The sequence below is a fragment of the Acinetobacter sp. 148 genome, from assembly GCF_031196675.1.
GTDB classification, from domain to species: domain Bacteria; phylum Pseudomonadota; class Gammaproteobacteria; order Pseudomonadales; family Moraxellaceae; genus Acinetobacter; species Acinetobacter baumannii.
Genome location: NZ_JAVIMT010000017.1, coordinates 190,068 through 203,893, shown reverse-complemented (window position 1 = coordinate 203,893; position 13,826 = coordinate 190,068). Strand labels below are relative to the sequence as shown.

The 13,826-nt window shown below is 36.5% G+C and carries 17 protein-coding genes and 1 pseudogene; all 18 read left to right on the top strand.

Features of this window, described 5'->3' with window-relative positions:
• Window positions 1–189: pseudogene (locus RFX69_RS03610) on the top strand (hypothetical protein); the annotation flags it as partial.
• A 33-nt stretch (window positions 190–222) separates the two neighbouring features.
• The gene (locus RFX69_RS03605; RefSeq protein WP_000290737.1) at window positions 223–423 is read left to right on the top strand and encodes a hypothetical protein; all 201 of its coding nucleotides are present in this window, start codon (window positions 223–225) and stop codon (window positions 421–423) included.
• Entirely contained in the window at window positions 420–605 is a 186-nt protein-coding gene (locus tag RFX69_RS03600) for a hypothetical protein (protein ID WP_000200037.1), read from the top strand. Before RFX69_RS03605 ends, RFX69_RS03600 begins: the two co-directional genes overlap by 4 nt.
• Window positions 602–1,057: a hypothetical protein gene (locus RFX69_RS03595; protein ID WP_000575717.1), complete on the top strand. Its 456-nt coding sequence runs from the start codon at window positions 602–604 to the stop codon at window positions 1,055–1,057. The genes RFX69_RS03600 and RFX69_RS03595 overlap by 4 nt, the downstream gene beginning before the upstream one ends.
• A complete protein-coding gene (locus RFX69_RS03590) occupies window positions 1,054–1,671 on the top strand; it encodes a hypothetical protein (RefSeq protein ID WP_000218435.1) in 618 nt (205 codons plus the stop codon). The genes RFX69_RS03595 and RFX69_RS03590 overlap by 4 nt, the downstream gene beginning before the upstream one ends.
• Window positions 1,668–2,207, top strand: coding sequence for an HNH endonuclease (locus RFX69_RS03585; RefSeq protein ID WP_000817335.1), 540 nt, complete (start codon window positions 1,668–1,670; stop codon window positions 2,205–2,207). The genes RFX69_RS03590 and RFX69_RS03585 overlap by 4 nt, the downstream gene beginning before the upstream one ends.
• Window positions 2,204–2,812, top strand: a complete 609-nt coding sequence (locus RFX69_RS03580; RefSeq protein WP_000078469.1) for a hypothetical protein — start codon at window positions 2,204–2,206, stop codon at window positions 2,810–2,812. The genes RFX69_RS03585 and RFX69_RS03580 overlap by 4 nt, the downstream gene beginning before the upstream one ends.
• A 5-nt stretch (window positions 2,813–2,817) precedes the next feature.
• Window positions 2,818–3,204 carry a hypothetical protein gene (locus RFX69_RS03575; RefSeq protein ID WP_004708298.1) on the top strand — a complete coding sequence of 129 codons (387 nt, stop codon included), beginning with the start codon at window positions 2,818–2,820 and terminating at the stop codon, window positions 3,202–3,204.
• Window positions 3,201–4,679 carry a DNA cytosine methyltransferase gene (locus tag RFX69_RS03570; protein WP_001055556.1) on the top strand — a complete coding sequence of 493 codons (1,479 nt, stop codon included), beginning with the start codon at window positions 3,201–3,203 and terminating at the stop codon, window positions 4,677–4,679. Before RFX69_RS03575 ends, RFX69_RS03570 begins: the two co-directional genes overlap by 4 nt.
• A 3-nt stretch (window positions 4,680–4,682) precedes the next feature.
• Complete coding sequence (locus tag RFX69_RS03565) at window positions 4,683–5,726, top strand: hypothetical protein (RefSeq protein ID WP_000124477.1); 1,044 nt, start codon at window positions 4,683–4,685, stop codon at window positions 5,724–5,726.
• Window positions 5,723–6,487 carry an ATP-binding protein gene (locus RFX69_RS03560; RefSeq protein ID WP_000994862.1) on the top strand — a complete coding sequence of 255 codons (765 nt, stop codon included), beginning with the start codon at window positions 5,723–5,725 and terminating at the stop codon, window positions 6,485–6,487. The genes RFX69_RS03565 and RFX69_RS03560 overlap by 4 nt, the downstream gene beginning before the upstream one ends.
• Window positions 6,484–7,017, top strand: coding sequence for a hypothetical protein (locus tag RFX69_RS03555; RefSeq protein ID WP_000991091.1), 534 nt, complete (start codon window positions 6,484–6,486; stop codon window positions 7,015–7,017). The genes RFX69_RS03560 and RFX69_RS03555 overlap by 4 nt, the downstream gene beginning before the upstream one ends.
• 455 nt (window positions 7,018–7,472) lie before the next feature.
• Window positions 7,473–7,928, top strand: coding sequence for a hypothetical protein (locus tag RFX69_RS03550; RefSeq protein ID WP_001136753.1), 456 nt, complete (start codon window positions 7,473–7,475; stop codon window positions 7,926–7,928).
• 962 nt (window positions 7,929–8,890) lie between these two features.
• Window positions 8,891–9,580, top strand: coding sequence for a RusA family crossover junction endodeoxyribonuclease (locus RFX69_RS03545; RefSeq protein WP_000592656.1), 690 nt, complete (start codon window positions 8,891–8,893; stop codon window positions 9,578–9,580).
• Window positions 9,581–10,267, top strand: a complete 687-nt coding sequence (locus tag RFX69_RS03540; RefSeq protein ID WP_001085639.1) for a helix-turn-helix domain-containing protein — start codon at window positions 9,581–9,583, stop codon at window positions 10,265–10,267.
• A 13-nt stretch (window positions 10,268–10,280) separates the two neighbouring features.
• Window positions 10,281–11,117: a hypothetical protein gene (locus tag RFX69_RS03535; RefSeq protein ID WP_006581302.1), complete on the top strand. Its 837-nt coding sequence runs from the start codon at window positions 10,281–10,283 to the stop codon at window positions 11,115–11,117.
• Between the two features lie 115 nt (window positions 11,118–11,232).
• Window positions 11,233–11,496, top strand: coding sequence for a hypothetical protein (locus tag RFX69_RS03530; protein WP_000172662.1), 264 nt, complete (start codon window positions 11,233–11,235; stop codon window positions 11,494–11,496).
• A gap of 82 nt (window positions 11,497–11,578) precedes the next feature.
• On the top strand, window positions 11,579–13,822 hold the full coding sequence (locus RFX69_RS03525; RefSeq protein ID WP_006581301.1) for a phage tail tip lysozyme: 2,244 nt from the start codon (window positions 11,579–11,581) through the stop codon (window positions 13,820–13,822).
• Window positions 13,823–13,826: the final 4 nt, after the last annotated feature.

The window sequence follows — 13,826 nt, the reverse complement described above, 5'->3', positions numbered from 1 at the left end:
TTTTTTCAGCATACATCAGTCTCAGAAGCTGAATCCGAATACCAGTTTCTCAGAAATGTTTTTTGTGGGTCAAAAGATAACGGGTATACCAGAGATACCTTCGAATTAGTGCCTTTACGGGCCGAAAAATCGCGGCATACAAATGCTAGTGATAAATCAGTCCAGCTTGATCTACTTAGCTGGAAATAAAAAACCACTCCCTGCGCCAACAGGAAATGGTCTATGGCTGTTCAAACCCTTGGAAGAATGAACGTGAGTAATTTAGCAAATCATCACTGCTCAGGCAAATGCACTGATTTTAAAGAAGAACAGTGCTCAACTTGTCTTATTAATCAAGATGCCCCGCATCAAATCGTAAACACTCAAACCGATGAAGAGAAATTTCTAGATCGTGCATTCAATGCACAAAAGGAGATTTCATGACTTCAGAAAAAAAGGTTTGGCCGTTAGGAACCAATCACACTGATTCTGAGGGAACGCCGTGGAAGCGTGACGAGCAGAACAATTGGTGGTTTTGGCAAGAAAACTTTGGCTGGTCACGTTATGTAGGTCCAGTGAACCAAGCTTTCTTAGATTTACGATTTGAGGTAGGGACTGAACAGTGATTTTTGAATTAATAAACCTTAGTGATAAATGTACATTTGAAGCACCAAATTTAAAAATTGCTGCTTTAGTTACTTGTGTACTTGGAAATGGTCAATACTCCGCGAAGGGGATAAAACATGATTTAGATGTTCCGTTCTTTCTTTTCGGTGGACATGAAGAATGGTTTATCTCTAAATTTGGAACAAATTTTGAAGAAACACTTATTCAAGTTCGAGATGAAGAAAAACAAGATTTAGCAGATAGCTTTAATAGCGTTTTATTAGGTTCCTACCTTGACCGAACAGCTTTTTTCAAAGCTTACAACTTAATTAAAGATCCAGCTGAACAAAAAGAATGGCGTAAGCAGTGGTTAGATGAAAGACGCTCTTCTTTTAATAATATCTGTGAACGTGCTTGGAATTATGCTGAACAAGTGAGCTTGTATAAACCAGCTCAGGAAGGTGCAGCATGACGGTACGTCCAATTTTATTTAATTCAGAAATGGTTAGGGCCATTTTAAATGGATCTAAGACGCAAACACGCCGAATTATTAAGAGTAAAGTTCAAAAAAAAATTGATATAGCTGAACATCTTGGAGAGTTCTTTGGTTTAGAAGATTCTAAATCACAAATATCTTCTTATTTTCAGAAAATTTGTCCTTTTGGAGCAATTGGCGACCAGCTTTTTGTTCAAGAGACGTATGGCACCAAAATTAGAAGTTTAGGTGGAACTCCTCATGAGTCATTTGTCTACAAAGCAGATAACCCAAATGAAATTGCTTATTACGACTGTAAGGGAAAGGGTTATCCAGTTAGATGGAAGCCATCTTCTCGTATGCCTCGTAAAGCATCACGTGTTTTGCTTGAAATAGTTGATATCCGTGTTGAGCGTTTACATGAAATTAGTGATGTAGATGCTAAGGCTGAAGGTTTTGATAAACCTAAAACTGATTCAACTATGCAAAGCAATAATTCTCATAACCCAGTTCTTAACTTTCAAAAACATTGGGAAGCAATAAAAGGTAAAGAATCTTGGAATGAAAACCCTTGGGTTTGGTGTATTTCTTTTCGGAGGATTGATCAATGAAAAGATGTCCATCGTTTAACAGTTACTCAGTCACTGCAGATGGGAAAGTTTTTACACACCGTCGCAAGGGTAGGTTAGCCAAAGGGCTAAATAGAGTTGATTTTTCATACTCAAAAGAACTATCGCAATTTACCACTTCAAAAGGATATCGCACCGTTTCTGTATATATCGGTAATGGCAAATCAAGACCAATTGGTGTTCATCAACTTGTTGCAGATGCATTTATTGGGCCTGTTCCAGAAAATCAAGAAGTACGCCATCTAAATGGGATTCCATCCGATAATCGTTACGAAAATCTAGCTTATGGCACAAAACAAGATAATGCAAATGATAGGGTTCAGCATGGTGGATATAAGCAGGGGGCATCACATATAAATGCAAAACTTAATCAAGGGCAAGTAGAGAGCGTTAGGAAAAAACGTGCATCAGGCTCAAAAGTTAAAGATTTGGCAAAAGAATTTGCTGTAAGTACTAGCACTATTGAGTTGGTCCTCTATGGCAAGTCTTATAAAGTTAACCAAGGTGGCGCCTCATGAGCCAGATTGTATATAGAGAAGACAATTTCATTGGGGAACTTTTAATGGAAAAGTTCGTCTTCAAAAAAATAGGTGAATATAAGTCAGACTGGGCTTTAGCTTATGTTGATCCAAATAATTTATATAGTGCTGGCGGTGGACGTCTAACAGTCGTTTTAAGTAGTTTTACCGGTTCCGCTTTCTTTTCTCATGTTGGTCAACCAACTTTTAAAGAGTTCATTGCCCAATGCCATGCTCCTTATTTACTTAATAAACTTTTTCCTAAAATTGAAAAGTGGGTAGATGTTGAGGATGGTAATGAAGTAATTGAATACATAGCTATCAATAAGCTATCTGAATTAAAAGATGGTCGATCAAGTGGCGCAATTTCCAAAAAAGATCTTAGAAATTTTTATGAACACCTTAAAGAAATTGAATTCGAATGTTTTTCAAATTTCTTTGACCAGCTCACTTTTAAAGACCGATCAATCATGTGTGAACTGTTTGGTGAAGACTGGCTTTGGGAAAGTGGGCCATCCAAATTAAATCCTGATTACGTATACCTCGAAAAAATGCTGGTAGATGTGATTTCTGAATTTAAGAATTTAATTGGATTGGATGGGTGAGCGATATGAAAAATAAACTCATCGTTGACCGCAACCAAGCTAAAAATATCCGCGATAGGGAATTATGCGAAATAGCGGTAAATATGCGAATTAAGGAAGGGGAAAACAATCAATTTCGTGCGAGAAAAAAATTTCTCAATCAAGTTTTTTGGGTAGCTGAACCCCTTTGTAGCATTAAATGTGGACCTGAAAAATTCTACGGCCATTTTTCCTGTGATCCGATTCCTGAAGGTTGGAGCCGTTATACACTTGATAGACCAGGAAGTAGGGTTAATTTTGGTGAACATCGCTTTTTAGTTGAGTGCACTGAAGTTAAGACATTTAAATATTCTGCAGGTCAATTATTCACTGTTTTACTAACGCTTAAAAAAGTTAATGGTGGTGCATTATGAATATGTGCCTCAATCTTAACTTATTACCTCATGAATTGATTGTTGATAATTTTGCAGGTGGTGGTGGAACATCTACTGGCTTAGAAAAAGCCTTTGGCCGTCCCGTTGATATTGCTATTAACCACGATCCTAAAGCAATTGCAATGCATCGTGCTAATCATCCAAATACTCGTCATTTTTGTGAGGATGTTTGGGATGTTGACCCTGTAAAAGTTACTAACAATCAGCCTGTAGGACTGGTTTGGCTTAGTCCAGATTGCAAACACTTTTCTAAAGCAAAAGGTGGAAAACCGGTTGAAAAGAAAATACGTGGTTTAGCTTGGATTGCTCTTAGATGGGCTGACTTTACACGACCACGTATAATCATGCTCGAGAACGTTGAAGAGTTCAAAACTTGGGGCAGACTAGGAAAAGATGGATTCCCGAGTAAAAAGCACAAAGGTGAAACATTCAGGTGCTTTGTTAATGCATTACGTCATCAAGGTTATAAAGTTGAATGGCGAGTAATGAGTGCTCGGGATTACGGATCTCCAACACTAAGAAGACGGTTTTTTCTTGTTGCTCGCCGTGACAATTTTCCTATAGTTTGGCCCAAGCCTACGCATGCTGCACCAGATAGCAAAGCAGTTAAAGCTGGGAAATTAAAACCATGGCGAATCACTGCAGAATGTATAGATTGGTCGATTCCTTGCCCAAGTATTTTTACTCGTAAGAAACCTCTAGTTGAGGCAACTTGTCGCCGTATAGCAAATGGTTTAGTCCGTTATGTGATCAATAATCCAGAACCATTTATTGTTCCAATGGATAAGGTTAAAAGCGTTGCCCCAGTACTTACTGAGTGTGCAAATGCATCTAGCCCAAGATGTATGCCTATTGATGAACCTTTACGCACAATTTGCGCAGGGGTGAAAGGTGGGCATCATGCGTTAGTTACTGCGTTCATTGCTAAGCATTATACGGGTGTAGTTGGTAGTGATATTCGTGAACCACTTCATACGATTACTGCAAAAGATCATAACAGTTTAGTCGTCAGCAACCTGGTGAAACTGCGTAATAACAACATTGGTCAACCAGTAGATGAACCATTACACACCATTACTACAAGTGCGGGTCATTTTGCATTGGTACAAGCATTTTTAACTGCCTTCTACGGTAGTGAGAAAGACGGAAATAGCATTCATGAGCCACTTCGTACGATACCAACACGTGATCGTTTTGGCCTTGTAATGGTTAAAGGTGAGCTGCACCAAATTGTTGATATTGGCTTCCGTATGCTTCAGCCAAGAGAACTATTCACTGCACAAGGTTTTGAACCTACTTACATCATTGATCATGGGATCGATGAACATGGAAACACTATCAAATTAACTAAGACAGAACAGGGAAGAATGGTAGGTAATTCTGTACCTCCTCAATTCTCTGAAGCTTTAGTACGTGCAAATTTTGCACATGAACACTTATATGAGGCAGCTTAAGAAATGGCAAGATCTAGAAATATTAAGCCCTCATTCTTTATGAATGAAGACATTATTGAATTACCTTATGAAGCACGATTGCTATTTATAGGGCTTTGGACTTTAGCAGATCGCGAAGGCCGACTCGAAAATCGACCTAAGAAAATCAAAATGTCTTTATTTCCTGCAGACGATATAAACGTTGCAGAACAGTTAGAGAACATTTCTAAGTTTGGTTTTATCGAGTTATATAACGCTGATGGTATTGATGTTATCCATATCGTTAACTTTGTTAAACATCAAAACCCACATGGTCTTGAGAAAGATAGTGAGCTACCTGACAGAAATGGCATCTACACTGTCTATCAACGTAATCCAAAAAACAAAACAATTGTTGGAAAGGCAATTCAGCTAAATAAAGCTGATTTAAAGCATTTTTACGATAAAACAGGTCCATTTGCCCCTCAAAATACTGGTTCTGCTGTTGAAAACAGTTATCAAGAAAGTGAATCGAATCAAGCAAACAGTAGTGGAAACACACAAGAACAGTTAGATAACGGTTCTAAAACTGTTTCTATCTCAGACCAAAACGCCCTGATTCCTGATTCCTTTAATCTGAATCCTGATTCCCTTAATCTGAATCCTGATTCACTGAATCCAGAAGGGAATAACAACTCCGCCGTTGGCGAAGTTGATTCATCGACTCAAGCAAAATTTAGTTTCAAGAGTGCTTTGAAAAAAAATGGTGTACCTGAGAAAGACGCTGCTGAGTTCTTACAAGTACGTAAAGCCAAGAAAGCTCAAAACACCGAAAACGCTTTTGACGCACTTTTGAATGAAGCCCAAAAAGCAGGAATCACACTTCAGCAAGCCGTCGAATATTGTTTGAAAAGACAAAATCCTTGGGGTGCCTTCAAAGCATCTTGGTACCTAAACGAAAAACCCGAAATGACTACTGGTCAACAGTCAAACCATCAATCGTTACCACGCAACGTAAATGATCAATGGGGAGCGCCAAAGAAATATGAACCGGTTGCTCACACAGCTGTGAAGGGTGAGTTGATATGAACGCAGTGCCTCAAAAATTGGAATATAAAATTTCCCATACAAACCAGATCTGTAAGATCCACAAAGAACAAATGATCAATGTACATGGTCGAATCGTTTGTCAGTCTTGTGTTGAAAAAATCATGAAGCAGTCAAATGAAAAATATGAAAGCGATAAGAATATTCGTATTTTAAATTTGAAAATGGCTCGAGCTGGTATCCCTAAAAGACATGTAAATAGCGGCTTTAGCAACTATGCAGTAACTCACAAAGGACAAGACAAAGCTCGTAAAACTTGTGAAAAGTTCACTATGGATTTCAATGCAGGTGTTTTTAGAAATTTACTCCTTGTTGGTCGTACTGGAACAGGTAAAACCCATCTAGGTTCATCTATTCTGAAAAATATCATCATTAAAAACTGGGAGGCTATTTACATTACGTCTGCAGACTTAGCTGAAGATATTGCGGGTGCCTATCGCCGTAGCGGTGATAGCGAAGATGAAGCACTAAAACGTTATGTGGGCAAAGATTTATTAATTATTGACGAATATGGCTTACATGACCGTGCTGAAAAACGTCCTCACCTGCTTGAGAGTGTTCATAAGGTTCTACTTACTCGTTATGACGAGATGAAGCCAACAGTAGTGATTTCAAACCTAAGCCTTTCTGAGGTTCGCGATGATCTTGGGGACCGGCTTTGGTCAAGATTTCAACATGATGGCTTAGATATTGTGGAATGTGATTGGGATGATGCTCGTATAGGTGGAGGTAAAGCACAGTGAACGCATTTGTTGATATGAAAAAATCTGAATACGCATTAGTTGCTTACTCAAACGTAGCAGCTAAATCTAAGGAGCGAAAAGCATTAGAAAAAGCAGTTAAGAAATGGCTGAAACATCCTGGTAATAAAATTCGACACGTTGAGTCTATAGGGCGTGATCTCAATATGCCTCACGGCACCGGACCTATGTATAAGCGTTTATGTTGTCGTTGCGAAACTTGTGTCGAATGGGCGCTTTCAACTGGTTTAATCAAATCTAAGCCAAAACCAGTTGTAAAACGTGGTCCAGATGCTCGCCAATTGCGTATTTTGGCACAGAAAAGCCAATTGACCCCCTACGCTACAGCTTTTAATGAAGATTGGGATTTACTGGCCTTAGAAGTGGATTATTCAGTTACGGCATTTCAACTTGAACGTATTTATCAAGGTCGTTCTGAAATTGATCACAACTTTGTTTGGAATCGAGTTAAGCGTGTAGCTGATCGTTTAGTTGCTGAAAAGTTAAGAGCTAAAGGGGGTGGGTGCAAATGAAATCTAAAGCAACCAGCAAAAAACGCTCAAAAAAATACAATCCAAACAAGCTAACCCCGACCCAAGTTCAAGCTAATCAGAAAAAGGCTTAACTACGAAGAGAAGCAGCTCAAGAATATGAATGCAATATGGGGTCCATTTCATAAGATGTAGGGACTAGATGGAAGCAGAGAAATTTAAAGAGAGAGGTTAATTGAGCATTTTCTAAATTACTTAATAGTACCAACTTGAATAAGGGCAGCTAATACTAAATCAGCCATTTTTAGGTTTGAGCGCTTTTTTCGCTAGGTCTATTTCTTAAAAAAGAAATAGACCTTTTTATTAGGAATTACTATCTTAATATTTTGATATTACTTCAAAATTTAAAATAAAAAACTTTGAGTAAATTCTTGTAATATTAATTTAATAATTCTATATTATAGAATAAGAGGAAATTATGAAATGGAATTTGTAACATGCCACAATATCTTTTTCTTGCTGAGACTATTTACAAAAAAATGAAAAATGAAAAACTATTTTCTAAAGATGTTTTAGAAAATATGTATATTCTTATGAAGGTGATTCGAAAAGAAATTAAGGGTACAGAATATAAGCTGAAATATAATTTTATTGATTTCAATGAAGTACTGAGTAAAAGTAAAAATGATTGTAAGGTAAAGATTGATGTAAGTTTGATTCCTTCTTATAATTTAAGAGAAGAATACATTTTATGGTTAGCTGGGTTTATTCAAAAAATTACTGAAGGGGGCCCTAAGCCACCCCCTCCTATCAAAGAATATATTCCCGAGTTTATAAATTTGGAATCGGAATTAGATTTTTTAACCTTAAATTTAGAAAAAAATCAAAATAATGGGGAAGAGATTGTAAATTATTTTAATTCCAAACATTATAAAGCAACTTTTAAAAAATAGTTTTCTTAGTCCCGTTAACTAATTTTAGAAGTTTTATTCTTTTTGAACTTTTACTTTTTTGTAGCAGCAAAGAAATTAACTTTGCTAAAAGCTATAATTATAATATTTGTAATAATTTTAAATTTTTTTAGATACTTTTTTAAAAAAAATATTGATTCTTCAAAGAAATTCATTTAATTTAATATTGCTAAGTAGCCATACTTAGTATTTCAGGTTTATGTGGATTTCATAAGCTCATTTCTGGTTCGGAAATGAGCTTTTTTAATTCTTTGTTATTTCTTATAATGGGTTTTTATAATCATGTAAAATAAAAATGATAGAATGATCAAAATTGCTGAGAGTACAAAAGCTACGATGATAGTTTTCATTTTTTGATGCTTTTTTATGAAGAAAACTTTTAGAGAGTAATATTTTAGCTTTTTTCTGTCAATATACTCCTATTATTTTAAGAAATATTATTCTAGTGAGTTTATCAATTAAAGAATCAAGCTTATTTAAGTTGTGGATAAATATAATATTTTATGTAATTTATGGTTGATGAAAAAGAGAATTTCTGAGTAAGAGTTATAAAAGTTTTAGATTTCTAAACAACCCCTAGGTAATAATTTTATAATAAAGGGAAACTAGATGTGGCCTTTAAAATTTTGGTGTGTGATGCAAATCCTACGTAAAAAGGGTTTGGATATTAAATTACTAAAAAGAAGGAAATGATAGGGGCCCCTATCCTAAAAGTGCTGACACATTGGTAAGTAGGACCAGCTCGATGTTTTTTTGAGGATCAATATATTTTGCATATATAAAAGAGAGCATTTTTTTACAAACAAAAATAATGAATTGGAACAAGGGTACTTCTAAATAAATCTAACGGTTAATAATTCTGGAACTAAGTGTTTTTAAGGATTATGTCATGCAAGAAGAGCTTCAAGTTTATGTAAATCTTACTTGCTTGATTTGAGGTCGTTATGATTAAAAAAAGTAACCGCCGTCAGTGGAGCGAGTTTTTCTCCAATAATAAAAGACAGGAATTCTTTAAGGATTTCAGTGTTTCATCAGGTAATGACAAAGTTAAAAAGCATAAAGCTAGCTCAAATAAACATGTGTTTTTCCCGTGCCATGTAGAAAAAGAAAATGATGGTGAAAATAGTGTGTATAGGGGAAGTACAGGTGGTGTTATCATTTTTGGTAAGCAATACATCACAATCAAATTGCCTTATGGATTAAGCGCTAACGAGATTTGGCGGGCTACAATTGATCAGAACGGAAAGCAAAGAAATAGTCTTTCAGTAGGTGCTAAAAAGTATAAGGACAAGGTTCAAAAACAATATGGACCTATGTTTAGAGCACTTAAGTTAAAAGCTATCGATCAACTTTGTGAAATACGGTTAATTGTTCAGCCACCACTTAAAACTCGTTCTTACAGCGCTAAAACTTATCCACGATTTGATATTGATAACTATCCAAAACTACTAATTGATAGTGTCAAAGGTGATGGCTTGTTATTCAAAGACGACAATATTTTCATAAGTGAACAAATTAAGCTGGCAGAACCATGTGAAGAGGGTTGTGTCTGGCTTTCGTGCGTTTTTACTGATGAAACTGATTGGTTGTCAAAAACTGTAGATTTTGATTGGTTAGCTGGGAGAAGCATTTAAATGGCGAAAAAGAGCGATTTGCAACGTCGAGTACTTATCGGAAGAAAACTTGCAATGGCGCGTGACATGGCTCAATTACGTCAAGAAGACGTAGCATTAGAAATATTCGGTACACCGCATAAAAATCGAATGAGTGAAATCGAAAATGGTAAGTTAATGCCAGATGCAGAATTACTTTCTTTGCTATGTCAAAAATATGGTGTTTCAGCTGACTGGATTCTTGGTTTTACGATTGAACCGGAACTAGATAAAACAGCTTCTGTAGCAGGTATTCTGTTTAACAGTCTTGGTGAAATGATGAGTGAATATACTCAAGCTATGGCATTTCAATTGAGTATGGCTGCGGCACAGCATATTACTTCTTTCCCTAAAGCCTTAACGGTTGAGTTACTTGAAGCCTCAAAGGGGCTTATTCAAGCATGTTTATCTCAAGAACAGTCTATCCAAGAAAAGGTTTTACCTGAACTTCACACCCTCATGCGTATAGTGCGTGAGTGTGAACAAAATCGTGCGAAACAAATCCGTAACTTAGAAATGGCTATCGATGATGTATTCCAACGCGAAGAGAACGATTTACAGCAAAAAGCTCTAATTGATCTGATCCAAAATAAAAAACGTTTTAGCAAGGCTTCTTTACAGCAACAAGCTATAGCTGAAGTAAAACAAATAGGTCTATTTACTGAATAAGGGATAGACTTTAATGGCTCGCAAGATTGAATACTCGGAAGAAATTTGGAACCGGCTAAAAGAAGTCTATGAATCTTCTCCTAAGATTACGTGGCAAGGTTTAGTTGATCAGGTTGGCGAAGAACTCGGTTGTGAGATGCCTTCGCCATCCGTTGTACGCCGTAAAGCACTTGCGGAGAAATGGAAAAAGAAAGCTAAATCTCTAGTCAAAAAGACAGCTCAGGAGCTTAATAAAGAGATTAAAAAATTGACCAAAAAAAACAATGGTCAAGAAGATACACAAGATACTGAAAAAACTGAAAAAAGTAATAGTCAAAATTCTGTCAAAAAAACGTCAAATATTGCTGAATTTAATAGTCAAAACTCAAAAAATAGTGGTCATAACAACGGTGGCCGTTCTACAGTCAACGAGAACTATCTAAAGTCAGCTTTGGTTGTCAAAAACAACCGTATAAGAGCTCATAAGCTTGGAGAGTTAATTACAGACACTATCGATAGTGTTATTCATATTAGAGATGAAGTACTGAATTTAAATAATCCAACTGAGGAACAATTAGCATTAGTCAAGTTCAAGATGGGACTTATATGTCAAGTTGTAGATTTAAACGTTAAGCAAAGTATCAGCATTTCTAACATTGCCAAGACAGAAGCAATGTTCTGGGGCTTAGATGTAGATGATCTTAAAGACCAGTCGGAAGTTCAAGCACGGCGTAGTTCTGTTATTTCGGGTGCTGAAGAAAGAATGGCAATCGCTAAAGCTAATATGAAGAAGAAAAAAGAAGAGGCGTTTATGCGTAAGTTAGCGCTAATTGAAGCAGGTGAAGTAGAGCCAGATGATAAAAATGAATAGATTTTATATAAAACTTTACACCATTGAAATTATTATCTTTCTATTAATTATAATGCATGTGGCATTTATATTTTACAAAGTGCTTAAAATCATTAATTAAATAGAGTATTAAGTTATGACCCTTATTTCAGCAGCAGAAGCAGCTAAAATCTCAGAATCTGCACAGCCATCTACACTTGAGGAATTGAAACAAGAAGTAGGTGTATTTATTACTTCTCTTGCCGCAAAAGGACAGAAAGAAATGACTTTCACCTTATCAAAATCAAGAGCTACAATGGCAGTAGTCAATGAGTTACAACAGTCCCTAATCGATCTAGGATACCAAATTGAATTAGATGTTTTGGATCATAATAATTATTTTCTAAAGATTAAGTTTTAATTAAATTTTTGGTTGGAACACTTAAAAATTCAAAAATAATTATGATTCAAAATGCCCTATATCAGTATGGGGCATTTTTGTTATGACAGATTCAAATCACAATAATCCAGTTTTATCTTATGATGAACTTGGTTTCATTATTGGTATGAAACGAGTTGAAAAAAAAGTAAGTACGATTGATTCAAATATTGAGAAGATCATAGATATTCTTACTCAAAGCTTTGAAGAGCAAAAAGTACAGCTCGCACAGCCTCAGCCTAAACTGACTGAATTTCAAAAGATGCTTAATGCTGTCAATAATAGACAAACTTTAGATTTTGAAGATTTATTAAAAGAAAAAGCAAATCCAATCACTCAAGCATTTGTTGTTGCAGACAAGCTTGTCAAAGACTTTGCAGGTGTATTGGAGCAATCAGTTGATGATCTTAAGACAGTAGAAAAGAAAAAAATTAACCAACCTAAGAGCATAAAGCCTGCAATAGAAATTAATAGTCATGAAGACTTATCAAAAATTGTAAATCCTAGTGTTCCTGAGCGTGACGAAAAGGGCCGTTTTGTATCAAACCCTAATGAACCCCAAAACCAATCATCAATTCGTAAAGTTGCCCAAACGATAACTACGGCGATTAAAGGGGTAATGCCGAACTCTCCGCAAGGTGTAGATCCTACAGTTGATGCAATCAATGAAGTCGGACACTTACTTACACCAGTTCGCCGTGCTGCAGGTCTAGCTATGCGGCCATTAACAGGATTCATGAGTAGTAGAAAACGGAATGAACCTTTACCGCGGGAACAAGAAAATCATAATCGCAAGCAAATAAAACTATTGCAGCGTATTGCTGATAATTTAGCGTCTAAAGGCGGTTTGCTTGGTTCTCTAGGGAAACTACTTACTACCGTCTTATCTGCTGGCAGTGGGCTGTTAGGTGGAGTACTGGGCAAAGGTAGAAAAGGTATTGGGAAATTAGGGAAGGGTCTTGGAAAAGTCCTCAAGTTTGGCCGTGGTTTACCAGTCATAGGTGCACTAGCTGCTGGTGCATCATTATTAGATTGGAATGAACAAAGTACACAAGAAAAAGGCGGTACTGTTGGTAGTCTTGCGGGTGGAGTAATTGGTGGTACAGTCGGATCTCTATTTGGTCCAGTTGGAACATTAATTGGTGGTATGGCTGGTTCTTGGATTGGGAATAAGCTAGGTACCGTAGTTGCTCCGTATTTTAAAGAGTGGACAGATTCATTAATTGCTGCAGATGTACCAGGCATTATTAATACTGCTTGGAAAGGGTTTGTTAACTATGCAACCAATGCTTTTGAACTGACAAAAGGTACAGCATCAAAAGTTGTAGACGGTGTTAAAGATACTGCTAGTGATACCTTAGATTTCATTAAGGATAAATTTAATCGCTTTAATCCATTTCATGACGGCGTTCCCACATGGGGCATTGGGCAAGGAGTTTATAAGCCGGGTTTTGGAGCTAATGCTGGTGTAGCTCAATATGGCGCTACAATTGCACAACCAGTTAATCGATCAGCTGCTAGAGATGAGGCATTAAAGTTTTTCACAAGCAAGGAAGGAGGAAATTGGACACCAGAGCAAGCTGCTGGAATAGTTGCGAATCTTGAAGCAGAAAGTGGCTTTAAACATACTGCTATTGGTGATAATGGTAAAGCTTTTGGAATTGGTCAATGGCATCCTGATAGACAAGCAAAATTTAAACAAAAGTTTGGTAAAGATATTCGTCAATCCTCATATCAAGAACAATTAGCTTTTGTGAACTGGGAATTAAATAACAATGAATCATCTGCAGGTAAAAAGTTAAGACAATCTAAATCCGCTAATCAAGCCGGTGCTATTGTCTCCCGATATTATGAACGACCTGCAGCAGTTGAAGCTGAAGCTATGAAACGTTCAGCAATGGCACAAAATATCCATGTTGATGCAGGCAAAAGATCTCTACTTACAGATAAGCAAGATAACTCTAAAACATTAAAAGATGTAGAAGCTAAAACAGTGAAGAGTGCTTCTGGCATTGAGCCAAAGCAAGGGAATATCTATAACCAAACAAGTAGAAAACTCTCAGGCGTTTTAAGCTCTAAAACTCCACATATACCAACTTCAAAAAGGGATCTTAGCTCAAGTGGCACTAGTCTAAAAAGTACTCCTATAACAAAAGTACCAGCTTTTAAACAGCCACTTAATACTCCAAATCCTCAGGAAGTCGTTGTTGTTAATGGTAATAATGGTAATATCAGTCAGAATGTAAATGATAGATTCCTAGCACATGCTTTAACTGGTGGGATAGGAATGGGAAACTTAGAAGGTTAGTTTA

Excerpts from the sequence above, each read along its gene's own strand:
- RFX69_RS03525 (WP_006581301.1), top strand. The coding sequence starts at position 11,579 with ATGACAGATTCAAATCACAATAATCCAGTTTTATCTTATGATGAACTT.
- RFX69_RS03530 (WP_000172662.1), top strand. The coding sequence starts at position 11,233 with ATGACCCTTATTTCAGCAGCAGAAGCAGCTAAAATCTCAGAATCTGCA.
- RFX69_RS03585 (WP_000817335.1), top strand. The coding sequence starts at position 1,668 with ATGAAAAGATGTCCATCGTTTAACAGTTACTCAGTCACTGCAGATGGG.
- RFX69_RS03565 (WP_000124477.1), top strand. The coding sequence starts at position 4,683 with ATGGCAAGATCTAGAAATATTAAGCCCTCATTCTTTATGAATGAAGAC.
- RFX69_RS03580 (WP_000078469.1), top strand. The coding sequence starts at position 2,204 with ATGAGCCAGATTGTATATAGAGAAGACAATTTCATTGGGGAACTTTTA.
- RFX69_RS03600 (WP_000200037.1), top strand. The coding sequence starts at position 420 with ATGACTTCAGAAAAAAAGGTTTGGCCGTTAGGAACCAATCACACTGAT.
- RFX69_RS03550 (WP_001136753.1), top strand. The coding sequence starts at position 7,473 with ATGCCACAATATCTTTTTCTTGCTGAGACTATTTACAAAAAAATGAAA.
- RFX69_RS03535 (WP_006581302.1), top strand. The coding sequence starts at position 10,281 with ATGGCTCGCAAGATTGAATACTCGGAAGAAATTTGGAACCGGCTAAAA.
- RFX69_RS03590 (WP_000218435.1), top strand. The coding sequence starts at position 1,054 with ATGACGGTACGTCCAATTTTATTTAATTCAGAAATGGTTAGGGCCATT.
- RFX69_RS03570 (WP_001055556.1), top strand. The coding sequence starts at position 3,201 with ATGAATATGTGCCTCAATCTTAACTTATTACCTCATGAATTGATTGTT.
- RFX69_RS03605 (WP_000290737.1), top strand. The coding sequence starts at position 223 with ATGGCTGTTCAAACCCTTGGAAGAATGAACGTGAGTAATTTAGCAAAT.
- RFX69_RS03540 (WP_001085639.1), top strand. The coding sequence starts at position 9,581 with ATGGCGAAAAAGAGCGATTTGCAACGTCGAGTACTTATCGGAAGAAAA.
- RFX69_RS03575 (WP_004708298.1), top strand. The coding sequence starts at position 2,818 with ATGAAAAATAAACTCATCGTTGACCGCAACCAAGCTAAAAATATCCGC.
- RFX69_RS03560 (WP_000994862.1), top strand. The coding sequence starts at position 5,723 with ATGAACGCAGTGCCTCAAAAATTGGAATATAAAATTTCCCATACAAAC.
- RFX69_RS03545 (WP_000592656.1), top strand. The coding sequence starts at position 8,891 with ATGATTAAAAAAAGTAACCGCCGTCAGTGGAGCGAGTTTTTCTCCAAT.